Genomic DNA, 24,082 nt, shown 5'->3' with positions numbered 1-24,082 from the left:
TCTCACCTTTATTTTGGTCGCCATATTATGAATGTATTCACCACCTTGCAGCAGCTTGTCCCGCAACAAAAGCTCAGTAAAGTCGCTGGCCGTTTGGCTGCCAGTCGCCACCCCTATGTCAAGCGCACCTTTATTCGTAGCTTTGCAAAAGCCTATCATATCAGCTTGGATGAGTATGAGCGCCAAAACTTAGGTGCTTATGAGAGCTTTAATGACTTTTTTACTCGTGAGTTAAAAGCAGACGCGCGCCCTATCGATGCCACGCCGCAGGGGATTGTCAGCCCAGCTGACGGCATCATCTCGCAGCTCGGTCAGATTGATGATCATAAGCTTTTGCAAGCCAAAGGGCGCTACTATGATATCGGCCAACTGCTGGCCGATAGCGAAGATGGGCATTATTTTGCCGATGGCAGTTTTGCCACAGTCTATCTGGCACCCAGCAATTATCACCGCGTGCATATGCCATTTGCTGGTACCTTGACCAAAACCCGCTATGTACCGGGCACGCTGTTTTCTGTCAACAACACCACGGCTGCCAACATACCTGACTTGTTTGCGCGCAATGAGCGTTTGGTGTGCCTGTTTGATACCGCCTACGGCAAAGCTGCGGTCGTGATGGTCGGTGCGATGATCGTCGCTGGTATCGAGACAGTCGCCACTGGCAAAATCAGCCGTACCGACGACATTCAAGAAGCCGAGCACGACATGAAGCTTAAAAAAGGCGATGAGCTTGGTCGCTTTTATTTAGGTTCAACAGCAATAGTAGTGTTGCCAAAAGGCGCAGAAGCAGCTTGGCAAGACAGCCTGCAAGCCAATAGTGTGGTAAAAATGGGACAGCTATTGGGTATGGCTAACGCTAGATAATCTGTCTGTTTTTTAATGGCTATCTATGTGACCATAGTTGATCACTCTAAAATAAGCACAGTGCTACTGGGATGATCTTGGGTAGCATCGAAGGGTCGCAGCACGCCGATTTGTTTTTTGGCAGCGTGTGCCAGTTTTGCGCCGCTGCCGATAGGTGCCGCGGCCAGCGTTAGCCGTACCAAGCTAGCGATTTTATTGGTCACGCATCGATTAGCCAGCCTTGCTTGGTCGCATAGTCGATACGCTGTGACAGCCAATCATGAATAGGCGGAAAACTGTCTTTGATAAAAGCATGCGCGCCAGCCACCTGCGAGCGCGTCACCCCCAGCTCAATCCACGTTTGTCCATTGGTATTGATGTTGAGCAAAAACGGCAATAAGCGATCCACCACCCGTAGCAGCTGCGCTTCTTTGCTATCGCCTGTCTCCTGCGCTTCCCAGACCGCTGCTAAGTTAGCAATGCCATTGCCACGCTCCGCTTGCAAGCGCGCCATGCCTTGACGCTCCTCGATATGCGCCGTATGACGCGTATTGTCGTATAAAAACGTATCACCAGCATCAATCTCACCCAAATCATGAACCAGTGCCATCTTGAGCAGCTGCTCGTGATTGACGTCTAGCGCAAACAGCTCAGAAATCGACCAACACGCCATCGCCAAATGCCAAGAGTGCTCAGCTGAGTTTTCGCGGCGAGTGGTCTGGGTGACATAGCTGCGCCGATTGACGCGCTTTAGCGCATCTAATTCTAATAAAAAATGCGTCACATCATCAATATCGATATGATCAGCAAAGGCATTGTCATTTAAAGTTGTCGGGTGGATTGAATGGTTGGATGGCATGTCTCTCTCTTAAGCAATCAGCAAATGTAGCGCTCATTTTAGTACAAAACCCGACCCTAGACGTAAAAATAGCGCTGATGTAGTCGAGTTCAAATAAATCGGATACATGACTATCAAGTCGCTCAATGAAACGTTGTTTTTCTTGCGTACTGTGCCTACTCCGACAGAGGCTACGAAAAACAACGTTTCATCTCACGGTATCGTTTTTATATCAAATTGACTATAGTCATCAAGCGCTATTTTTATATCTGACCCACACACTTGCGGCAGCACAAACAAAGCATTTTGAACAAAAGGTTATTTGATCAAATTGCTAATGGTTTTAAACGCCGGATCTTGACTACTGCGGCACAGCTCAAACAAGATAGACTCAACCGTGCTAATCACTCCACCTGCACGGCGAATACGGCGAATGGCTTGTTTTTTATCATACGGAAATCTCGAACCGACAGCGTCTCCGATGATGACCGGCTGCATACCGTTGTCTAACAAATCAAGCGCCGTTTGCATGACGCATACATGCGCCTCTGCCCCAAACAGCAACACAATACTGCGGTTTTGCTGCGCCAAATGGTGCCATGACTCATCGTTATCACACGCACTAAAGGTCACTTTTTCAAAGCTTTTGGCATTGTTATCTGCAAGCACCTCACGAATCTCAGGCAAGGTATCGCCAAGGCCTTTTTTATACTGCTCGTTGAGCATGATAGGGATATCAAGCGCCTGCAACCCCTTAATCAGTGTCACGATTTTTTTGACGATATTTTCATGATCATAGATATGCGGGGTAAGGCGCTCTTGGACATCGATCAGCATCGCTTGGGTGTTTTCGCGAGCGATTCGGTAAGTGCGGTCGGTAATCATGGTAGACATAGTACACTCCTTGTACGGCTGACAGTTGCAACTAAAAATATTTTAGAACGAATATTAAATGAGCATTAAATAAATATTATAAATTGATATTAATAGTGTCTTGGTCACTCTTATTTAGTCACAGTTTTCTAAATGCGTCAATGGAGATACGCTTTATTGAACACTCATCATTACTTGCACACACTTTGCGACGTGCGCCATTAACCCTCTCATTATATTCACAAAAAACCCCTAGCCATCATAGCTAGGGGTTTTTTATAACATATTTGGTCGACAAGTGTTAAAAATTATCTACCAATCCAAATATTAAACACGCTCAATCACAGTGGCGATACCTTGGCCAAGGCCGATACACATGGTTGCAAGGCCAAGCTCGGTGTCAGACTGCTCCATAGCGTTTAGCAAGGTAACCGTGATACGAGCACCAGAACAACCTAGTGGATGACCCAGTGCAATCGCGCCACCATTGATGTTGACGATGTCTTGCTTGTCCGTCAGGTTCAAGGCTTTGAGTACAGATAGACCTTGGGCGGCAAAGGCTTCATTTAGCTCGATGGTCTGCATGTCATCGATGCTCATGCCAGCGCGCTTTAAGGCTTTGTTGGTCGCAGGTACCGGACCGTAGCCCATGATAGCCGCATCACAACCAGCGACAGCCATGCTACGAATACGAGCGCGAGGCTTTAGACCAAGATCTTTGGCTTTTTGCGCGCTCATGACCAGCATCGCTGACGCACCGTCAGAGAGTGCAGATGACGTCGCGGCAGTCACTGTACCGCCTTTAGGGTCAAAGGCTGGGCGCAGTTTTTGCATTTGCTCCATGGTCGCATCAGGGCGAATCACTTCATCGACGGTACATAGCTGCAGACGACCATCTGCATCATGACCTTCGATGCCGATGATTTCATTATCAAAGCGGCCTTCAGTGGTCGCAGCCCATGCACGGCGATGTGACTCAAGACCAAACGCATCTTGTTCCTCACGCGTGATGTTGTTCATACGGCCCAGCATTTCAGCGGTCAAACCCATCATGTTTGACGCTTTGGCATAATGCTTGGAGGCGGCAGGGTTTAGATCGATGCCATGCATCATACCAACGTGACCCATGTGTTCAACGCCGCCGATGATAAACACATCACCTTGATTGGTCATGATTTGTGCAGCAGCGGTGTGAAGTGCTTGCATAGAAGAGCCGCACAGACGGTTGACCGTTTGACCACCAGCGGTTTTTGGAATACCTGCCAATAGACCGATATTGCGACCGATGTTCATGCCTTGCTCTAGGGTTTGGTTGACACAACCCCAGATGATGTCTTCGACATCGTTGGTGTCAAAATCGTTGCGCTCTACCAAAGCACGTACCAGTTCAGCTGACATATTATCAGCACGTACATGGCGGAACATACCGTTTTTAGATCTTCCCATCGCCGAGCGTACGCCATCTACGATGACCACATCTTTTGGACTTAAAGTTGTCATACTATCTTCCTTTTCAATTTTTATTGTCAGTGTTGTCGATTCAATCGGGCTCTATAACCATCTATCACGCGATCCGTACATCAGTACGATAACTATCTAGATGTTTTCGCGCTGGATATTATCGCGGCAGGCCAGACCTGATAAAACCGACCAAAACGGTGCGTCTGCTATTTTTTTATCACCGATAACGATGTCAGCAAACGCACCCCACTTATCCTAATACGGTATGCTCGTTACGCTGTGGCGTAAAAAGTCTCGCCAGCGGCTGCCATATCGCGAATCTTTTGCGGCGCTTCATAGGCTTTGCCAAGGTGCGCGTATTTTTCGCATAGTGCCAAGTAGTTATCGAGACCCATTTGGTCGATATAACGACAAGGACCACCGCGGAATGGCGGGAAACCGACGCCCATAATCATCGCCATATCCGCCTCACTTGGCGTGCTGACGATGTTGTCTTCTAGGCAGCGTACGGTCTCATTACAGAAAGCCAGCATGGTGCGGTCGATGATGGTTTGATCATCAAACTCTTTTTTGTCGCTATCTGTCGTGGTTTTAAGTAGCTCATAAGTGGCATCGTCAGCGACTTTCTTTGGCTTACCGCGCTTGTCGGTTTCGTACTTATAGAAACCAACGCCATTTTTCTGACCTAGGCGCTCGTTTTCATATAGATTCTCGATCGCCCCTTTATAATCAGGCTTCATGCGGTCAGGGAATCCTTCTGCCATCACTTCTGCGCCGTGCACACCTGTGTCTAGACCGACGACGTCGATTAGGTAAGCAGGACCCATCGGCCAGCCGAATTTTTCCATGACTTTATCGACATGGACGAAATCAGCACCTTCTTTGAGCAGCAAGTCAAACGCGCCAAAGTATGGGAAGAGGACACGGTTTACCAAGAAACCTGGGCAGTCGTTGACCACCACTGGCACCTTGCCCATCTTGGAGGCCAATGCCACAGTGGTCGCGATGGCTTCTTCAGACGATTTCTCACCGCGGATCACCTCTACCAGTGGCATACGGTGTACTGGGTTAAAGAAATGCATACCAACGAAGTTCTCTGGACGCTCAAGCACTTCTGCTAAATGCGTAATGGAGATCGTTGAAGTATTCGAAGCCAAAATCGCGTCTTCTTTGACTAAGCCTTCGACTTCTTTGAGTACCGCGTGCTTCACTTTTGGATTTTCTACTACTGCTTCAATAACGATATCAGTCTCGCTAAAGTCGCCATAGTTCAAGGTAGGACGGATACGGCTTAGCGTTTCGCCCATTTTCGCTGGGGTCATCTTTTTGCGCTCGACCATTTTACCTAGTAGCTTACTGGCCTCGCCCATACCCAAATCCAATTGCTCAGATTTGATATCTTTCATAATGATCGGCAAGCCTTTACTAGCGGCTTGATACGCGATACCACCGCCCATGATGCCTGCACCTAATACCGCGGCTTCATTGATTTCATGCGCTTTTTTGCTGTGTTTTTTGGCCAGTTTTTTGACCAACTGATCGTTTAAGAACAAACCGACCAAGCTCTCAGCTTGCGGGGTTTTTGCCGCTTTGGCAAAACCTGCCGCTTCGACTTCGATCGCTTTATCACGTGGCAAATTGACGTGCTTTTCAATCGCTTCGATAGCGAGCGCTGGCGCTGGATACTGCTTAGGATTGGCTTTTGAGAAGATCATGCCTTTGGCGCTATTGAACGCCATTGCTTGCTCAAGCTGGTTGAGCTTTACAGGATTTAGCTTCTCTTCACGCTTGGCTTGCCAGTCAAGCTCACCTGAGATACATTTTTTGACTAGGTCAATCGCAGCGTCTTGCAGATCATCAGCAGGGACGGTCGCATCTACCAGACCAAGATTTAGCGCCTCTAGTGGTTTTTTTGGTTTACCTGTAGCGATTAGCTCAAGCGCATTGTCGATACCGATGACACGCGTACTACGTACCGTACCGCCGAAGCCCGGGAAGATACCTAATTGAGTTTCTGGTAGACCGATGATGGCTTTGTCGCTCATGACGCGATATTCACATACCAAGGTCATCTCACAACCACCGCCTAGCGCTGCGCCATTGATAGCCGCTACTTTTGGAAATGGCAGATCTTCAAAACGGTTAAAGGTCTCATTGATACTCACCACCCAGTCTTTGATCTCGTTTTCTGGGTTTTTAAATGAGCCAACAAACTCTGTGATGTCAGCGCCCGCGATAAACACGCCTTTGCTTGAAGTGACAATAAGGCCTTTGACATCGTCGGCTTTTTCTAGTGCGCTCACCGCTTCACCAAACTGTTTGTTGGTCTCGGCATCAAACTTGTTCACGCTCTCATTTTCGGCGTTGTATTGCATGTTGGCGATGCCATCTTCTAGCATTGTCACCGTGATGCGATTTCCTTGGTATACCATTTGAAACTCCTTGCTATATAACGAAAGCTACGTTTTGGATTACAATCAATAGCCAGTTACTGTTAGTAAAATGGGTAATAGCACTGTGCGCCGCCTTCAAGACAAACATCGTCTTGACGACAAACCACTAGCGGGCGCACAGTGAAGATATCTTTATTATCCAGCGCTCATAGTAATGTACTTATTTTTACGTCGCTTGTACAACATCGTTTGGCGCTTTGTTTATATATTACAGGTATCTACTACGGCTGTCGGTGCTGATTGGGGAGCGGCATCGCATGTAGATGCAGCGATGACGGTTTGGGCAGTCCAGCTCACTCACGCCGGCGACTGCCTTTATCAGCCCATTTCCACGGCAATTAGTGTAGGGGATTATGCCCCTCACTGTCACAAGCTAATACCATACTCACAAGTCACTCTTAAGTCGAAACTCGCCTTTACCTAGTGGCTAACGTGCTTTAAGTGACCAGTTGTATACTCAGTGGACAGCCGCCTCATCACAACACATTCAATCACTAAATAAAACGGGCAATACGTAACGAGGGTTGGCTGCAGGGCGTACTGCATTACATATGACATTGTCTCTTGTGTTTTTTAGTGTGTTTTGTAGCGTACTTTTTGACAAAAAACTGCCAAAAATTTGGCGCGGATATTACGCGCTTCATAAGCAGGGCCTGCTATCATGCTACACTATCGCTATTTTTCTTGTCTCTCTTATAAATGGTTGGATTATGACTGTCTCTCCTACTTCTGGCTTTATGTCTTTTTTGCGTATAAATGACGGCGCGCATGATCATGATAATGCTGATCACCATATCAATAATAAAACCAAGCAGTTTCATCAGATTGTGCGCACCCAGATTGCCAAAGATATCGAGGTGTTATTTGCGTATGCCAAGCTGCCAAGCCCGCTGCTGGATGCCTGCCAATATGTGATGACGGGGCAAGGTAAGCTGGTGCGTCCGCTACTGGTCGCTAGCGCCTTTGCCAGCGTGAATGATGACCGCTGGCAAAGCGAGGCGCAGCCTATCAGCCCAGATATCTCTGAGACCATGACGCAAGGCAACACGGCAACCCCTCTATTAGAAAGCCTGTTAGAAAACGACTCCGATTATGATATGGCGCGCCGAGCGGCATTGGCCGTCGAGCTATTGCATACCTATTCATTGGTACATGATGACTTGCCCTGTATGGACGATGACGCGCTGCGCCGTGGGCAGCCAACCGCGCATATCGTCTTTACCGAGGCAACCGCCCTACTGGCAGGGGACGTGCTCCAGACCCTCGCCTTTGAGGTACTGACCGCAGAGCTGCCGACTTTTACGCCATTTGATGCCGCGATTGCCAGTCAGCTGCTCGCGGTTTTTGCGCCGCGTGCTCGCCGTATGGTCTCAGGGCAAACGCTGGATCTCAATGCCGAAGCCAACCCCGATATTACCCAAAGCCAATTAGAAGCCGTCCACCGTGATAAAACCGGCGCGCTCATCGAAGCGGCGATGCTGATGGGCGGGATTTGTGCTGGCGCGACCGCGCAAACGCGCATGGCGCTACAAGAATGCGCCCAGCATCTTGGTCTGGCTTTTCAAGTCCAAGACGATATCTTGGATGTCACCACCAGCACCGACACCCTTGGTAAACCTGCTGGCAGCGATGAAAAACTGGATAAATCCACTTATGTCAAACTGATGGGGGTTGAGCAGGCGACCAGCTATGCGCAGTCGCTGTTTAATGACGGACGCGCCGCCATCTTGCGTGAGTTGAGCGGCAGTAAGGACACCAACGCCTTATTGGCACTCATCGAATGGCTATGGTCACGTAAAAAATAAGCTGAGCAATAAACATTAAAAACGATAAAAGGTGGTCAACATGGAAGGCACCCCGACACCGCGTATCTACCTTGGCACCGGCGGGTCTGTACGCTATATCCCAAGGGTACCAAAAAGACTGACTTCTTACGTGAGTACGCTAAGCAATATGGCGCGGTCGAGATTAATAGTACCTTTTATGCGCCTATCGGCCAAAAAGCCTTTACCGGTATGATTAATAAAGCTTATGAGCAAGCCGATAGCGAGTTGAAGTTTGCCGTCAAGCTGCACCAAGACTTTACTCATGCGCGTAAGGGCACAGCGGAGCACGCACAATCTTTTCTCAATGCCCTGACGCCGCTGATCGAAGCAAATGCTCTAGCTCCTCTACTGCTCCAGTTCCCGCACGGCTTTGACCGTACTCGCCAGCATCGTCTGTACTTGGCAGAACTTGTCAGCTGGTTTAAGGACTATCCGCTTGCCATCGAGTTTCGTCATAACGCATGGCACACGCCGCAAGTGGTCGATAGCTTTCGCGAACAAGGTCTCATTTGGTGCAGCGTTGACTATCCTAAAGTTGGCGGGCTACCACCATCACGATTGATATTTACCGAGCGTACGGGATATCTGCGCATGCATGGCAACAATCTGAACTGGTGGGATGCGATGAGTGCGGCTGATCGTCATGACTATCGCTATAGCGAGGCGGAGATGCAGAATTGGGCGCAAGCGATTGCCAATCAGCGCCAGCATTTTGATGTGCTATATATCTTTTTTCAAAATACCGTGAAAGCGCACGCGTACTATAATATTGCTATGCTGCGTGAGGCGTTGGGTGGATTTGGGTTTGAGGTGGTCTAACAGAGTTTATGGACCTAATTAAAAACCAACCTATTTTCATAGAACTCAGACTATTGCTAATTTTGAAATATAAGGACATAGCGTGTATACAATAATAACTGAAAATGATGAATCCGCTTGGGCCGATGAAACTGGTGTTCTTTATCATTTCCCAAAAAGATACCAAAAGCACCTCAAACCAGGTACGAAAGTCATTTATTACAAAGGAACATTGAAGAACAAAAAATTTTCTAGTAAAAGGTTATCTGACGCGCCACACTATTTTGCTATCGCTAAAATCGGTAAAACCTACCCCGACAAAGAAAGTAGTAAAAATGATTTTTTTGCCACTATTACTGATTTCATACCCTTTAAAGAAGCTGTTTTAGCAAAATATGATTCAAAATACTTGGAAACAATCCCTGATTCGAGAAAATCCAATTATTGGCGCGATGGGGTAAGAGCTATCGATGAGGGTACTTATCAGCTGATTATCTCTAAAGGCATGGTTAATAAGGTTTCAGAGCAAAAAACGGCTTATATCTCAGATAAGAATGCAGAAAATTACCAGGATTCGCTTGAATCTTTCAGTGAAGGTAAAGCATCAAAGCGCTATGTAACTACATACGAAAGAAATCCTAAATATAGAAAACAAGCAATTGCTATCCACGGTGACTCTTGTACTGCTTGCGGATTTAACTTTGGTGAGTTTTATGGAGAATATGCAGCAGGCTTTATTCATATTCATCATATAGTTCCGGTTTCAGAATTTGAAACACCTAAAGAGATAGACCCTGAAACCGACTTAGTTCCTCTATGCGCAAACTGCCACTGTATCGTTCATAGAAAGAAAGACAAGACATTATCAATCCATGAAATAAGAAAGTTAATAGCTGACAACTCTAAGTAAAAGATATAAATAGTCATTGTAAAGTGAAGCTGTATTAACAGTAGCAGAACATAAAAGACTAGCCAAAAAAAGGACGCCTCTCAGCGTCCTCTTTTTATTTACAAATCAAAAGCTAGGTAGCTTATTTACCTTCAACACCAGCATCTTGACCTTTGTATTTTGCGTTTGCGTAGTCCCAGTTCACGAGCTTGTCTAGGAACGTATCGACATAGTCAGGACGACGGTTACGATAATCGATATAGTAAGCGTGCTCCCACACATCACAAGTCAATACCGCGATTTTGTCGTGTGCTAAAGGGTTGTCTGCATCACTCGTTTTCATGATAGAGAGTTTGCCACCTACCTTGTCAGTCACAAGCCATGCCCAACCTGAACCAAACTGTGACGTCGCTGCGTTTTTAAACTCTTCGCGGAACTTGTCATAGCTACCAAAATCTTCTTCGATTTTACCTTTTAGATCACCTGTTGGCTCGCCGCCGCCGTTTTCTGGGGTCATGCAGTTCCAGTAAAACGTGTGGTTCCATACTTGCGCGGCTTGATTAAACATGGTTTGCTTGCTGTCATCTTTTGCCGTAGCTTCGATGATCTCAGGTAGTGTCTTATCTTCAAGACCAGAACCTGGTAGCATATCTTTTAATTTATTTACGTAAGCTGCATGGTGCTTGTCATGATGGTATTCTAGCGTTTCGGCACTGATATGTGGCTCTAGCGCGTCTTTTGCATAAGGTAGATCTGGTAGAGTAATGTTTGACATATTTATTTTATCCTTGCTTATTTGCCGCTCTTATCTCACCTGCCCCACAGAGGCAAGCAACATACCGAGCTAAATTGGCTGAGTTTATTGTTTGAGATGAATTTTATCGCTTAATACTTTTGTCGTTTATACATGATATTTTTACTCACAATATCACGTATTGTCATGAATCCAAAAGTAACATTAGTGTTATTTTTTGCCCGAAAGCCAAGTGTTTGACTTCGCGAGCGTTTATTAACTTAATATTCACAAGCTATAAGATATCATTCACTGAATCTTGGCACCTATTATAGCAACAGTACGCGGTAATATCAGTTACTAAATGTTATGGACGATACAACCTGTATAGCAATTGGTTATTTATCGAGCCACGCTATCTGGTTGTTTGAGCTTAACCGGTATAATAAATGGGCGGATGCGAGCCATTATGCATGTTTACTCTATTTAGCTTACCGCATTTACTGGTAACGTCTTTTTTGTCCCTCGACTTGATGGAATGATTTTATGAGCACTACCACAGGCCAACTATCTGGTCACCCCGTACCATTGCCAAATGAGGCAACCGCTGCCAGCCAGTGGGTACTCGCCAGTAATAACAAAGGCAAGCTTGCTGAGTTTAAACGTCTATTTGCGGCGGCAGATTTGGATGTGACGATCGTCCCGCAAGGGCAGCTTGATATCGATGATGCCATCGAGGATGGGCTCAGCTTTGTAGAAAACGCCATCATCAAGGCGCGGCATGCCAGCCGTAGCAGCGGGTTGCCGGCGATTGCCGATGACTCAGGGTTATGCGTGCCCGTATTGGGCAACGCGCCTGGTATCTATTCGGCGCGCTACGCAGGCGAGCATGGCAATGATGCTAAAAACAACGCCAAGCTCATCGCTGATTTGCAGCCTATTCGCGCCGCCTCGCCAGATACGCCTATCAAAGGCATGTTTGTTTGTGTGCTGGCGCTGGTCCGTCACGCTGATGACCCGCTGCCGATTATCGCTCAAGGCTTATGGCAAGGCGAGATATTAGACGCGCCACATGGCGATGGTGGTTTTGGCTATGATCCACTATTTTGGTTACCCCAATTAGAGGCAACGGCGGCAAGTTTGGATAGTGCTCATAAAAACCAAATCAGTCATCGCGGCCAAGCGATTAGGCAGTTATTGGCGCAGCTACCGCTATGACAGTTGACGCGCTCTAAAACAGCGTTAGCGCTAATGATGCATGTCATCAAACATAAGGTAAATAAAGAACGCTTTATAGGCAAACAGATAATTTTTACTTTAATAAACAGATAGATTATACTGTTCTACTTTTAAAATTTTGTTGAAGGCCGTTATTTGCCTGTATAATTCAGCAAAAAGCGTTATTATGCGCGGCATAAACGGTTTATTATTGATATTTGATAGCGTGTACTCAAACGCTGCCTGACAGCGCTTGGCCTTATAGCCGTGGCGCAGTTAGGTTATAGGGACGTCTGAGGCGATTGCTTAAAGGCCAACTGAGCGACTGCGCGCTATCACTATCCCCTATTTATTCCAACGGCAATCAGCAGCACACGCCCGTATTTTGAGGTGCGATTGTCTATCATTATTATTTAACCCTAAAGGTGTAATTAACATGGCTACAGATTTGCAAGTCACAACCAACAAGCTATCTAATAAAGAGACTCAGCTGACGGTTAAAGTCCCCGTGGAAAAAATCCAAAACAAAGTAGAAGGCCGCATCAGCCAAGTGGCGAAAACCGCCAAAATCGACGGTTTCCGTAAAGGCAAAGTGCCAATGTCGCACATCCGCTCACAGTACGGTGCGGGCATCCAGCAAGAAGTGATCAACGATGTGATCCGTGATACGGTCTTTGAAGCGATCAAAGCTGAAGACATCCGCGCCGTTGGTATGCCAAACATCGACGACGTTAAACTAGAAGACGACTTTTTGGTGTATCAAGCCACTGTTGAGATCTTCCCAGAAATCGACGTACAAGGTATCGATGAAATCGAAGTTGAGCGTCACACTGCAACCGTCAGTGACGAAGACGTCGACACCATGATCGAAAACCTGCGAAAGCAGCGTCAAGAGTATGTTGAGAAAAAAGGTAAAGCGACCAAAGATACTCAGGTCACTTTCGACTTTGAAGGTTCAATCGACGGCGAGAAGTTTGAAGGCGGTAGCGCTGAAGACTTCAAACTAGTCATCGGTAGCGGTCAGATGATTCCAGGCTTTGAAGACGGTATCAAAGGCATGAAAGCTGGCGAAGAAAAGACCATCGATGTGACTTTCCCAGAAGATTATCAAGCCGAAAACTTAGCGGGTAAAGAAGCTCAGTTCAAAATCAACGTCAAACTGGTCGAAAAACCTAAGCTACCTGAAATCGACGACGAGTTCCTAGAGCTATTTGGCGTGACCGAAGGCGGCGTTGAGAAGCTAAAAGAAGACGTACGCAAAAACATGGAACGTGAAATCAAAAACGCTGCGCGTAGCCAAGTCAAGCAAGCGACTTTTGATGCATTGCTAGAAAAGAACGAGTTTGACGTACCAAACGCCATGCTAGAGCAAGAAATCGAGCGTCAGCGCAACATGATGATGCAGCGTTTTTCTCAGCAGTTCGGCGCTAGCGCTGACAGCTTTGACAAAGACATGCTGCCAAATGAGCTGTTTGAAGAGCAAGCACTACGTGCTGCCCGTCTTGGCATCATCGTCGCTCGCCTCATCGACACCAAAGGCCTAGAAGTGGATCAAGAGCGTGTCGAAAACTTCATCAAAGAAGCGGCAGAAAACTACGAAGATCCAGCGGAAGTAATCGAGTACTACACCAATGACAAGCAGCAACGCGCCAACATCGAGTCTGTGGTACTAGAAGACCAAGTGGTCGACTATTTGATCAGCCAAGGTAAAGTAACTGACAAAGAAGTCAGCTACCAAGACCTGCTCGCCGCTCAGCAGCAGCAAGCAATGTAATCTTGCTTAGTCTTCCAGCCAGACCATTACGATCATCGCTAAGCACGGGTGATCATTGGTAACGACGACCAAGGTAATACAAAAATGCCCTAACCATTGTGTTAGGGCATTTTTCTTGGTAGATAGTTATTGATGGATAAAGTACTGGCACATACGCCCACATTGACTGACTTTTTATCGAGTATTTTTCATCATCGTTTATGATCAACCCCTTGATAAATGGTTGCAGACGCCTTATTAATAGACAGTCATTTATCAATTTTCACATTAAAAAGTTACTATTGCCTCAATAAAAAAGTTACCATTAGCTCAATTATTTTTTAGCGACACCTAGATGGTTTTATGGCATCTGGCTCGTACTAGGTATAAACGGCCTTATTTACAATGATAAGCCGTCAGCAAAGCTTGACCACTCGCTACCCTCAAACCCTTTATTTTATGGACTTATACATAGGACATCTTTATGACAGATTATGATCGCATCACCGCCAACCCGCATTTTGATATGTTGATGAGTGCGCACAACGACGTACAAAACATCCAAAGCGCTCCGCAGTCTGCCTTAGTACCCATGGTGGTCGAGCAGTCTTCACGTGGTGAGCGCTCGTTTGATATTTTCTCGCGCTTGCTGCGTGAGCGTGTGATCTTTTTGACCGGTCAAGTCGAAGACCACATGGCCAATCTTATCGTTGCTCAGTTGCTATTTTTGGAAGCAGAAAACCCAGACAAAGACATTCATTTATACATCAACTCACCAGGCGGCTCAGTCAGTGCCGGTTTGGCAATTTTTGATACCATGAACTTTATCCAGCCTGAGGTATCGACCATCTGTATGGGCGGCGCGTATAGCATGGGTTCATTCCTATTGGCAGCAGGCCAAAAAGGCAAGCGCTACTCACTTGCCAATGCACGCGTGATGATTCACCAGCCATCAGGCGGCGCGCAAGGTCAAGCGACCGATATCGAGATTAATGCTCGTGAAATCCTCAAAATCCGTGATCGCCTAAACCGCATTTTGGCTGAGCGTACCGGCCAGCCACTTGAGAAAATCGAAAAAGACGTCGAACGTGACTTTTGGCTAGATGCGCAAGAAGCCAAAGAGTACGGTCTGGTCGATGAAGTACTAGAGCGTCGTCCGACTTCGTTGTAGGCTTTGGGCGCCGCGCCATCATCGCGATATCCGCAGCCATTTTGTTACATTTTATGCTTGAGCACTTGCTGTTTGGGCATTGATGGACATACTCAGAATACTTATAAGCTTTAAATTTTAGGAGCGCCTTTTATGGCAGAAGATAACACCCCACAGTGCTCATTTTGTGGCAAAGCCAAAAGTGACGTACAACAGCTCATTGCCTCTGACGACGCCAATATCTGTAATGAGTGCATTGAGCTATGTACCGACTTAATCGCAGACAGTGCCGAGCAGAGCGACGATAGCGATATTGACACCTCGTGGGTCAATAAAAAACTACCAACGCCAAAAGAGATACGCGCCAAGCTTGATCAGTATGTCATCGGGCAGGACGCGGCCAAAAAAGCCTTGGCAGTGGCGGTTTATAACCATTATAAACGTCTAAAAGTCAGCCAGACTTTGGCCAATGACAACAAAACAGCCAAGATTGGCGCTGATGATGCCATGGTTGAATTGGCAAAAAGCAATATCTTGCTGATTGGCCCGACCGGCTCTGGTAAGACACTGCTCGCGCAAACCTTAGCGCGCCTGCTCGACGTGCCTTTTGCGATGGCCGACGCCACCACCTTGACCGAAGCAGGCTACGTCGGTGAAGACGTCGAAAACATCGTGCAAAAATTACTGCAAGCGGCTGACTATGATGTGAGCAAAGCTGAGCAAGGTATCATTTATATCGATGAGATTGATAAAATCAGCAAAAAAGGCGACAACCCGTCTATCACGCGCGATGTATCGGGCGAAGGTGTACAGCAAGCGCTGCTCAAGCTAATCGAAGGTACAGTTGCTGCTATCCCTCCTCATGGTGGCCGTAAGCATCCACAGCAAGAGCTGATCCAAGTCGATACCAGCAACATCCTCATCATCGTTGGTGGTGCATTCGCTGGCCTCGACCAAGTGATTCAGCAGCGTACCGAAAAGGGCGGTATCGGTTTCAATGCGGATGTCAGCTCAAAAGACGACAGCCGCCGTAGCTCAGATTTGCTTCAGCAAGTCGAGCCTGAGGATTTGATTAAGTTTGGTTTGATTCCTGAGCTGATCGGTCGTCTGCCGGTATTGGCCGCGCTCGAAGAGCTGGATGAAGAAGCACTGGTGCAAATCTTGACCGAGCCAAAAAACGCGCTGGTCAAACAGTACAAGTATTTATTTGATATGGAAGGCGCTGAGATTGAGTTTACCAAAGAAGCCCTCGATGCCATCGCCAAAAAAGCCATGGAGCGCAAAACAGGCGCGCGTGGTCTGCGCTCTATCGTAGAAAACGCCTTGCTAGAAACCATGTATGAGCTACCATCGATGAAAAACGCCAAAACCGTGATGGTCGATGAGTCGGTCATCAATGAAGGCAAAACGCCTAAAATTGCTTAATCTGAGCATGACCAAAGATAGCAGGACAAATGGCAGGCTATCTTGACAGTAATCCTAAAAAAAGCGTCTGGCAGCAGTGCTCAGGCGCTTTTTTGTGTCGGCTCGTCTGTATGCATAAATATATATGCCCAAGCGCACAAAAGGCATATAAGAAACCCATAAGAAACCCATAAAAAAATAAACTGGGCTTTTTTGCGGTATGCATAACCATCATAGTAATACTTAAGGTAGCTTCATATCGCCTTCTACCAGCCAGCCCATACGCCGCATCACATAAGCGACAACACCGGCAATCACGGCTGGCAGCACAAACATCAATAACACAATCGCCGTCCATAGCTGTGCGGTGCTCATCAGTCCTTGCGAGGCCTCGATAACGCCAAATACCCCGACCAACCCCGCCGTCCCCATGCCAGCGCCAGTTGTGGTACATGCCAGCCCAAAGCCGACGGTCGCAATAGGGCCGACAATGGCGCTTGCGATGACCGCAGGCAATAGCACCAATGGTTTTTTTAGTACATTGGGAATCTGTAGCATACTGGTGCCAAGCCCCTGAGAGATCACCCCGCTCATGCCGTTGTCCTTAAAGCTCGCTACCGCAAAGCCGATCATGTGCGCCGCACAGCCCACCACTGCCGCACCGCCTGCCAGCCCGCCAAGCCCGATAGCGATACAGATGGCAGCGCTGGAGGTGGGAAGTGTCAGCAAAATCCCCACCACCACAGCTATCACCACCCCCATCAATAACGGCTGCAGCTCAGTAGCTGCTTGGATACCTTGTCCAATAGCGCTGACGGCAGCGACGATGGGCGGATTAAGTAGGGCACAAACCAGCAACGCCGTACTACATACCACCAATGGTACCAACAAAATATCAAGTTTGGTTTTACCTGCGACCCACGTACCAGCACGATACGCAAATACCGATGCCAAATACGCGCCAATCGGATTGCCTGGTATGGCGACAAAAGTCGCAGGTGCGCCTACCTGAGTGGTAAATAGCGTCCCTGCCATTAGCGCCTCGGAGTGGGCACCGAGCATACCAACGACCAAGCAACTGAGCATCACCAGCGTCGGTGCTTTTAGATAGTACGCAATACCCACGCCGATACCCGCCCCCATCATGACTGAAGCCAGCTTGCCGACAGCCACCAGTGCTGGCAAATTTAACCAACCACCGATTTGCGAGATAATAAGACCAGCTATCAAGGTAACAAACAAGCCCAACGCCATGCCAGTAAAAGCATCAATAAAATACTTTTGAAAAAAAGCCTTAATGACACCGTGGGGTGCTACTGCGTGCGATACAGTCATAGCCATGCTCTTTGTAAGTTTTGGAGATAAATTGTGGTCAAATAAGGAAAATAGCGCCGTTCATATCGGGATATAAACCCGCTATTTGACGATGGTTGGCAAAATTTAGCCATTTTTAGCCCATTTAGATAACTATCGAGTGAATTGAAAACACGCCCTAAAATAAACGATAAAAAAGGCGTCGCTCGTAACCAGTAAGCGACGCCTTTGTTTATAAACGAATCATCCTCCTAAGCTGCCGATGCTAGCGGCGCTGCTCGACGATGATAGAGTCGATGCCGTTATTTTGTAGGCGCTGCTGGGCGGTGGTCACCGCTTGACGATTATTCATCGGCCGTGAGATGACCTGATAGATGGGCAAGCCATTACCTGTGGTGTTTTTTACCACTCTTGCATCGACACCTGCCATCAGTACTTGGGCGCGGCGACGATCTGCTTCATCAGCATCACCAAAGCTATTGATCTGCAAAATGTAGGTGGCTGCCGGTTTGGCGGCCTGTACGCTAGCGGTTCCGGCACCTGAGTTATTGCTACGGTTAGCGCCATTACTATTGCTAGTAGGCGCAGGGCCATCGTAAGTGGCGTCTTCTTCGACAATGACAATCTCATCACTGTTTTCGCCAGTGGCCGCGCCATTGCCTTGATTAGGCGCTGTCACTGTGCCATCCGCGATACCAAAATTGCCTGACTCATCATCACGGCTGGCGCTACTATCCTGCGGCTGAGTGACGACCACATCCGGCTCAAAGGCATTGATATCGCCTATTGCGCCGTTGCCCACCTCGGCAATGTCTTCATCAGGAATCGTCGCCATTTCTTGACTGGGCAATATGTCATAAAACTCATAATCAGCATTATCCGTGTCGGTATCGACACGCGGCTGTACCTGACGGTCTGGGTCATCGCCGGCGGCACTATCTGCTGGACTAAAATCAAACAATGGCGAGAGGTAGATAAACACCCCAATCATCAAGGTCAGTATCGCCCCGACGAACATCCATAATAAGCCTGACACACTACTGGTTTTGCGCTTTTCGGTCGCGCCTTTAGGTTTTTTGGCTAGCATGGATCTGGTTCTCCCTACTGAATCTAACTATCATTAAATTACGCTTATCGGCCGTCTCTTTATACTACATGCTAGACGGGGCAGACAACCCTAATAAATTAAGTCCGTTGGACAATACTTGACGCACCGCTTTTGACAACCGTAGACGCGCCTGCATCAATGCCATCTCATCAGTGCTCGGTGTCTCACCTGATGTCAAGCTCACCGGCAAGATGCGGTTGCTGTCGTACCAGCCATGAAACAGTGCGGCCAGCTCTTTTAGATAATTGGTCAAGACGTGCGGCTCGTAGCCGGTTGCCGCGCGCGCCAAGGTCGCAGGATAGCCTGCTAGCAGCTTGATCAGCTCATCTTCATTAGGAGCGCTTAGCCTCGTTTGCTGCGCTTGACCGATGGCATCATCTACCACAAAGCCACTGTTTTCAAGCTTCTCTAACACGCGGCAGACACGCGCATGCGCGTACTGAATGTAATAGACTTGGTTGTCTTTACTTTGCGACTTGGCCAGCTCCAGATCAAAGTCCACATGCACTTCAGGCTTACGCGCCACATAATAAAAGCGCGCCGCATCGTTACCCACCTCAGAGCGCAGCTCGCGCAAGGTGACAAACTTGCCTGAGCGTGACGACATTTGTACTTTTTCACTACCGCGCCATAAGGCCACAAACTGTACCAATACCACATCGAGGCGCGCCTCATCGATGCCAAGCGCAGTCAGCGCCGCTTTTACCCGCGGGACATAACCATGGTGGTCTGCGCCCCAGACGTTGATGACTTTATCAAAGCCGCGGTCAAACTTGTTTTTGTGATAAGCAATATCAGAGGCAAAGTACGTCGTTTGCCCATTAGCGCGGCGTACCACGCGGTCTTTTTCGTCACCAAAATCGGTCGATTTAAACCAAATATTGCCACCTTTTTCATACAGATAGCCTTTGTCGTCTAGTATCTGTAAGACAGGCTCGATCTCGCTATCGATTGAGCGCTCGCTAAACCAGCACTCATAACGCACCCCAAAGTCATTTAAATCATCTTTGATATCCGCCAAGATACTGCTCAGCGCAGCGTCTAAAAACAGCTCATAACCCTCGCCTAGCAAGGATTTACTATTGGCAATCAGGCCATCGATATGGGCTTCTTTGTCGCCTGATACCAGTGTTTTTTCGCCATCGGCATTGGTATCAAAGATAGCATCTGCTGGTACGTCTTTGGCGACGTCAGCGAAAGGATGAACGTAGCTGTCACCATGCTGCACCTTTAGAGTCTGTGCGATATCTCGGACATACTCACCTTGATAGCCATTGACCGGAAAGGTCACCTGCTCGCCGTTGATCTGCAAATAACGCAAGTAGGTGCTGGTTGCCAAAATATCCATTTGGCGACCGGCATCATTGACGTAGTATTCACGCGTGACATCATACCCCACCGCCTCTAGCAAATTGGCGACGCTCATACCGAACGCTGCGCCGCGGCCGTGACCGACATGCAAGCTTGAGGTTGGGTTGGCAGAGACAAACTCGACTTGGATTTTTTGCCCGGCAAATTGCTCGCTTAGACCAAAGCGGTCTTGTAGCTCAAAGATATCTGCTAATACTGCAAACTTGGCATCGCTGTTCAAAAACACATTGATAAAACCAGGGCCGGCGATTTCGACTTGGCGAATGTCTTGATTATCAGGCAACGCGGCGACGATTTTTTCAGCCAGCATACGCGGATTGCTCTTGGCTGCTTTGGCTGCCGTCAGCGCGATGTTACTGGCAAAATCACCATGGCTCAAATCCTTGGTACGGGTAATCTGGCTATTGTTTTTCCAATCGGCAGGCAAGATGTCTTGCGCCTGTAAGGTTTGAACAGCTTGGTCAAATAATGCGGTTAAGGTATCGATTTGGGCTTGTGACATAGGGTATAAACTCAGTTAAATAAACAACAAAAACGGTATGAAACATGACGAATGCGAGCAGTCGATATGGGATTATTATAATAGCGACAGGCTATGCAAAAGAGACATTAGTACTAAAAAACAAGTAACCTATAAATATAACAATCTTTGTGCTGTATTGCACTATTTACGATAAAATTAGTGTCAAAATACAACACTTTAAGCCCAATTTGCCCCTCAGTATTGGCTATCTGATAAAGACGGCGCGCGCCACGCTAAGCGTGGCAAAACGCCCACATGATGATTGTAGCGTTACTGTTGTCCAAGGCTTTGCGGTAGTTTATACCCAGTACATTCCACGCTATAATGACGGTTTGTCTTGCTGTCTTGCTGTAGTGAGGCAATACGCCCCATTGCAGCCGAGTCGCCTGCCATTATCCAGACGATAAAATAATAAAGACAATCAAACAACGCGTTACCACTTTATAGGACTATCTTATGTTTGCTATTGCTGCTAGTACCATCACCAGCTGGGGGTTGTACGTCTTACTACCAATATTTATCGCCTTTTTATTTTTTATTATGTGGGACATCTCTAAAAAATCTGAGGCTGGACGCGCTGGGACGTTTTGGATCTTTTTGGCACTGGGTGCTGGGTTTGTGGGCTTTTTACTCAAGCTCTTACTAGAGGTCGCCTTTGAGAGATGGTTGATCTAACCTATGCTCTAGGGTCCTTAATTCAACCGACAGTCATCCAAATGGGTTCGAAGCGGCTAAACAGCGACCAAACACTGCACTGTTTTACTGTGCTATTTTTTGGCAATAATGGTCGCGCGCATCGGGGCAGGATAGCCTTCTACAGTTTTTGTTCGGTCATTAGTATCTAAAAAATCTGCTAAAGAGTGATACGTCATCCATTCGGTTTGGCGCTGCTCATTGGTCGAAGTCGTGGCCACATCGACGCAGCGCACGTCTGTAAACCCTGCTTTTTCAAGCCAGCCGATTAACGCTGCAACAGAGGGTAAAAAGTACACATTATTCATCTGCGCATAGCGGTCATGCGGCACCAGTACAGTATTGGCATCGCCTTTGATTACCAACGTCTCAAGCACCAGCTCGCCGCCTTTGACCAGCTGCCCCTTTAGCTGTTGCAAATGCTCAAAGGGTGACTGACGATGATAGAGCACCCCCATACTAAACACTGTATCAAATAGCTGACTATGCTCAGGTAAGGCTTCGAGTGGGACGGGGATATAATGCGTTTTATAACTATCAGCCGCGCCGACAAAATGCCGAATCGCCATAAACTGATGATAAAACAAGCAAGAGGGATCGATGATAATGACCGTCTCCGCGCCAGCCCCTGCCATACGCCAGCCATGATACCCAGAGCCGCCGCCGACATCGAGCACGCGCCGTCCTTTTAAGGTACCCAAATGCGGCGCAACTCGCTGCCATTTCCAGTCACTGTGCCACTCGGTATCGATCTTGATACCTGACGCATCATCGCCGATTTGACCACCGATCTGAAACGGCCCTTTGCGCCACGGCATCAGCTGCTTTAACAGCGCCGTTGTTTGCTTGCGCTGCGAGTCACTCAGATTTGCCTCAATGGTCAATACATCAGTGTCTAGATGAACAGCATCGACGACCAATTCTGGCAAACGCGCCACCGACGCCTGATAAGCTGGCGCGTGCGCATAGTTGGCTTTGTCTTTGATGGCACCCAGCCATGTTGGCAACTGGGTCAGCCACTCATAAACCGTCGGCTGCTGCTGCGCAAGTGTTAGCAAGGTCAAATACAGCTCGCGTTCGGCGCGCAAGATAGTGTCATTAAGCATAAAAGCGAATTACCATGTGGATCAAAAAGTAAGGTTAAAAATTGCGTCCTCAAAGAAAGGCTATTTAAACGCCACAATCGAGACAAAGTTCAAAAACTGAAACCACGTCAGATGCCGCGCAAAACCCACCTCATCCAAACGCTGATGGTGCCCGTCTAAGGTATCGGTGATAAGGACGTTTTCTAGCGCATTACGCTTGCCGCTGATTTCCATCTCGGTATAGCCATTAGCGCGCTTAAAGTCATAATAGCGCTCAACCAGCCACGCATCATACTGCTCATCAAACGCATGGGTTTTTTCAGTCAACACCAATATACCGCCCTCACTCAGTGCATTATAGATATTCTCTAACACCGCCACTCTATCGGCGGTTGGCAAAAACTGTAGCGTTAAGTTTAAAATCACCATATCGCATGGCTCAAGTGTCACATCGCGGATATCGGCGGTGACGACTTCGATATCGTGCTCAGGATAGTTATCATTGAGCACAGTTGCCGCTTTTGTGGTCATCGCAGGCGAGATATCTATCGCTTTAATCTGTAAATCCTGCGGCGCAAATTCCCCAGCCAGCGCCATGCTAGCTGCACCAAGTGAGCAGCCCAAATCATACACACGGCTGACACGGCGGCCATCATCACCTTGCTGACGGTACTTGCAATGACGCCGAGCAAAGATAGGCAACATCGCCAGCACTTGACCATAACCTGGTACACTACGGCGAATCATATCTGGAAAACACGCCACCACCTGCTCATCAAAAGAAAAGCGCGCCGCTTTATCGAGAGGTGTAGTAAACAAAGTGTCATGCTTGATAGTGTCAGGATTGGATTGGCTCATGGGGCGACTCATTTCGATAATAGCAAAAGCCCATTATAACATTACTGTTTGTTACTTATCGCCATCAGATGCCCTGTTAAGCTAGATAGGTCACGCTAAGGACAATCAATTGATGATTGAAACAGTCGTTAAACCAACCGTGTCATTGAGTTGATAGAGTCTTTAAGCAGATCGTTGAAAGTTGAAAAATGACCGTCTGCGACCAACATATACACCAGTAGCGCTATGTCACTTTTAGAATGAAGTGATTATATAACCTGATCATCTCTTTATAATAATAGGAAAAATTATGCAAACCATTATCTTAGGCGGTGGCTGCTTTTGGTGCACCGAATCGGTCTTTTTGTCCGTAAAAGGGGTAGCGTCCGTGACCTCAGGCTATATGGGCGGCGACGCAGTATCGGCCAACTATGAGGCCGTCTGTAGCGGCACCACAGGTCATGTAGAGGTTATCAAAGTCGATTTTGATGACACTGTTGTCCCTCTGGAGGTGATACTTGATGTGTTTTTTGCCACTCACGACCCCACAACCAAAGATCGTCAAGGCAATGATATCGGCAGTCAATATCGTAGCGTGGTGTTCTATACAGACGATGAGCAAAAACCAACCGTCGATCGCACCATCAATAAACTGCGCGATATGGGCGTCAACGTCGTCACAGAAGTCCATCCTGCTATGACGTTCTATAAGGCTGAAGAGTCGCACCAAGACTTTTTTAACAAAAACCCAGGCCAAGCCTACTGCAACTTTGCCATCCCACCCAAACTTGCCAAACTGCGTAAAGAGTTTAGCGAATATATGGTCAATTAACTGACGCGCCATCACGGGTGCATCATTCGGCAAGTAACTCACCTATAGTCAGTTTGCTATAAAAATGTTATAGCAAACTG

General features: G+C 47.6%; 21 protein-coding genes. 10 read left to right on the top strand and 11 right to left on the bottom strand.

Features of this window, described 5'->3' with window-relative positions; all coding sequences use genetic code 11:
- Window positions 1-27 precede the first annotated feature (27 nt).
- A complete protein-coding gene (asd, locus tag NK638_RS02630; RefSeq protein ID WP_274631825.1) occupies window positions 28-864 on the top strand; it encodes an archaetidylserine decarboxylase in 837 nt (278 codons plus the stop codon).
- Between the two features lie 41 nt (window positions 865-905).
- On the opposite strand, the gene NK638_RS02625 is transcribed toward asd, so the two are convergent.
- The 5 genes from NK638_RS02625 to fadB all read right to left on the bottom strand — a co-directional run bounded on the left by NK638_RS02625 (window position 906) and on the right by fadB (window position 6,447).
- Complete coding sequence (locus NK638_RS02625; protein WP_274631824.1) at window positions 906-1,067, bottom strand: hypothetical protein; 162 nt, start codon at window positions 1,065-1,067, stop codon at window positions 906-908.
- Window positions 1,064-1,702 carry an HD domain-containing protein gene (locus NK638_RS02620; protein ID WP_274631823.1) on the bottom strand — a complete coding sequence of 213 codons (639 nt, stop codon included), beginning with the start codon at window positions 1,700-1,702 and terminating at the stop codon, window positions 1,064-1,066. The genes NK638_RS02625 and NK638_RS02620 overlap by 4 nt, the downstream gene beginning before the upstream one ends.
- 297 nt (window positions 1,703-1,999) lie before the next feature.
- Window positions 2,000-2,575, bottom strand: a complete 576-nt coding sequence (locus tag NK638_RS02615) for an isochorismatase family protein (protein WP_274631822.1) — start codon at window positions 2,573-2,575, stop codon at window positions 2,000-2,002.
- 306 nt (window positions 2,576-2,881) lie between these two features.
- Complete coding sequence (gene fadA, locus NK638_RS02610) at window positions 2,882-4,054, bottom strand: acetyl-CoA C-acyltransferase FadA (RefSeq protein WP_274631821.1); 1,173 nt, start codon at window positions 4,052-4,054, stop codon at window positions 2,882-2,884.
- Window positions 4,055-4,287: 233 nt separating this feature from the next.
- On the bottom strand, window positions 4,288-6,447 hold the full coding sequence (fadB, locus tag NK638_RS02605) for a fatty acid oxidation complex subunit alpha FadB (RefSeq protein ID WP_274631820.1): 2,160 nt from the start codon (window positions 6,445-6,447) through the stop codon (window positions 4,288-4,290).
- Window positions 6,448-7,178: 731 nt separating this feature from the next.
- Here fadB and NK638_RS02600 point away from each other — a divergent pair.
- The 3 genes from NK638_RS02600 to NK638_RS02590 all read left to right on the top strand — a co-directional run bounded on the left by NK638_RS02600 (window position 7,179) and on the right by NK638_RS02590 (window position 10,002).
- Complete coding sequence (locus tag NK638_RS02600; RefSeq protein ID WP_274631819.1) at window positions 7,179-8,273, top strand: polyprenyl synthetase family protein; 1,095 nt, start codon at window positions 7,179-7,181, stop codon at window positions 8,271-8,273.
- Window positions 8,274-8,297: 24 nt separating this feature from the next.
- Window positions 8,298-9,113, top strand: coding sequence for a DUF72 domain-containing protein (locus NK638_RS02595; RefSeq protein ID WP_274631840.1), 816 nt, complete (start codon window positions 8,298-8,300; stop codon window positions 9,111-9,113).
- Window positions 9,114-9,195: 82 nt separating this feature from the next.
- Entirely contained in the window at window positions 9,196-10,002 is an 807-nt protein-coding gene (locus tag NK638_RS02590) for an HNH endonuclease (RefSeq protein ID WP_274631818.1), read from the top strand.
- A 121-nt stretch (window positions 10,003-10,123) separates the two neighbouring features.
- Here NK638_RS02590 and NK638_RS02585 read toward each other — a convergent pair whose 3' ends face one another.
- On the bottom strand, window positions 10,124-10,756 hold the full coding sequence (locus NK638_RS02585) for a superoxide dismutase (RefSeq protein WP_274631817.1): 633 nt from the start codon (window positions 10,754-10,756) through the stop codon (window positions 10,124-10,126).
- Between the two features lie 504 nt (window positions 10,757-11,260).
- On the opposite strand from NK638_RS02585, the gene rdgB reads away from it, so the two are divergent.
- The 4 genes from rdgB to clpX all read left to right on the top strand — a co-directional run bounded on the left by rdgB (window position 11,261) and on the right by clpX (window position 16,260).
- Window positions 11,261-11,932: an RdgB/HAM1 family non-canonical purine NTP pyrophosphatase gene (gene rdgB / locus NK638_RS02580; protein WP_274631816.1), complete on the top strand. Its 672-nt coding sequence runs from the start codon at window positions 11,261-11,263 to the stop codon at window positions 11,930-11,932.
- Between the two features lie 436 nt (window positions 11,933-12,368).
- Entirely contained in the window at window positions 12,369-13,706 is a 1,338-nt protein-coding gene (gene tig / locus NK638_RS02575) for a trigger factor (RefSeq protein WP_274631815.1), read from the top strand.
- Window positions 13,707-14,217: 511 nt separating this feature from the next.
- Window positions 14,218-14,856 (top strand): ATP-dependent Clp endopeptidase proteolytic subunit ClpP, encoded by a 639-nt coding sequence (gene clpP / locus NK638_RS02570; RefSeq protein WP_172953052.1) that lies wholly within the window; start codon window positions 14,218-14,220, stop codon window positions 14,854-14,856.
- 132 nt (window positions 14,857-14,988) lie between these two features.
- Complete coding sequence (gene clpX / locus NK638_RS02565) at window positions 14,989-16,260, top strand: ATP-dependent protease ATP-binding subunit ClpX (RefSeq protein WP_198336427.1); 1,272 nt, start codon at window positions 14,989-14,991, stop codon at window positions 16,258-16,260.
- A gap of 222 nt (window positions 16,261-16,482) precedes the next feature.
- On the opposite strand, the gene NK638_RS02560 is transcribed toward clpX, so the two are convergent.
- From NK638_RS02560 to argS, 3 genes are all read right to left on the bottom strand, one after another.
- Window positions 16,483-17,574: a PTS transporter subunit IIC gene (locus tag NK638_RS02560; RefSeq protein WP_274631814.1), complete on the bottom strand. Its 1,092-nt coding sequence runs from the start codon at window positions 17,572-17,574 to the stop codon at window positions 16,483-16,485.
- 244 nt (window positions 17,575-17,818) lie between these two features.
- Window positions 17,819-18,640, bottom strand: a complete 822-nt coding sequence (locus tag NK638_RS02555; RefSeq protein ID WP_274631813.1) for an SPOR domain-containing protein — start codon at window positions 18,638-18,640, stop codon at window positions 17,819-17,821.
- A gap of 64 nt (window positions 18,641-18,704) precedes the next feature.
- Window positions 18,705-20,534 carry an arginine--tRNA ligase gene (gene argS, locus NK638_RS02550; RefSeq protein ID WP_274631812.1) on the bottom strand — a complete coding sequence of 610 codons (1,830 nt, stop codon included), beginning with the start codon at window positions 20,532-20,534 and terminating at the stop codon, window positions 18,705-18,707.
- 477 nt (window positions 20,535-21,011) lie between these two features.
- On the opposite strand from argS, the gene NK638_RS02545 reads away from it, so the two are divergent.
- The gene (locus NK638_RS02545; protein ID WP_075102521.1) at window positions 21,012-21,230 is read left to right on the top strand and encodes a DUF2788 domain-containing protein; all 219 of its coding nucleotides are present in this window, start codon (window positions 21,012-21,014) and stop codon (window positions 21,228-21,230) included.
- 92 nt (window positions 21,231-21,322) lie between these two features.
- On the opposite strand, the gene cmoB is transcribed toward NK638_RS02545, so the two are convergent.
- Both cmoB and cmoA read right to left on the bottom strand, forming a co-directional pair.
- Window positions 21,323-22,354 (bottom strand): tRNA 5-methoxyuridine(34)/uridine 5-oxyacetic acid(34) synthase CmoB, encoded by a 1,032-nt coding sequence (gene cmoB / locus NK638_RS02540; protein ID WP_274631811.1) that lies wholly within the window; start codon window positions 22,352-22,354, stop codon window positions 21,323-21,325.
- Between the two features lie 60 nt (window positions 22,355-22,414).
- A complete protein-coding gene (gene cmoA / locus NK638_RS02535; protein WP_274631810.1) occupies window positions 22,415-23,203 on the bottom strand; it encodes a carboxy-S-adenosyl-L-methionine synthase CmoA in 789 nt (262 codons plus the stop codon).
- Window positions 23,204-23,480: 277 nt separating this feature from the next.
- Here cmoA and msrA point away from each other — a divergent pair, with 277 nt between their 5' ends.
- A complete protein-coding gene (gene msrA / locus NK638_RS02530; RefSeq protein WP_274631809.1) occupies window positions 23,481-24,002 on the top strand; it encodes a peptide-methionine (S)-S-oxide reductase MsrA in 522 nt (173 codons plus the stop codon).
- Window positions 24,003-24,082 lie beyond the last annotated feature (80 nt).

The sequence above is a fragment of the Psychrobacter sp. A3 genome (assembly GCF_028823565.1).
In the GTDB taxonomy this organism is placed as follows: domain Bacteria; phylum Pseudomonadota; class Gammaproteobacteria; order Pseudomonadales; family Moraxellaceae; genus Psychrobacter; species Psychrobacter celer.
This window is presented reverse-complemented; position numbering and strand designations above follow the sequence as displayed.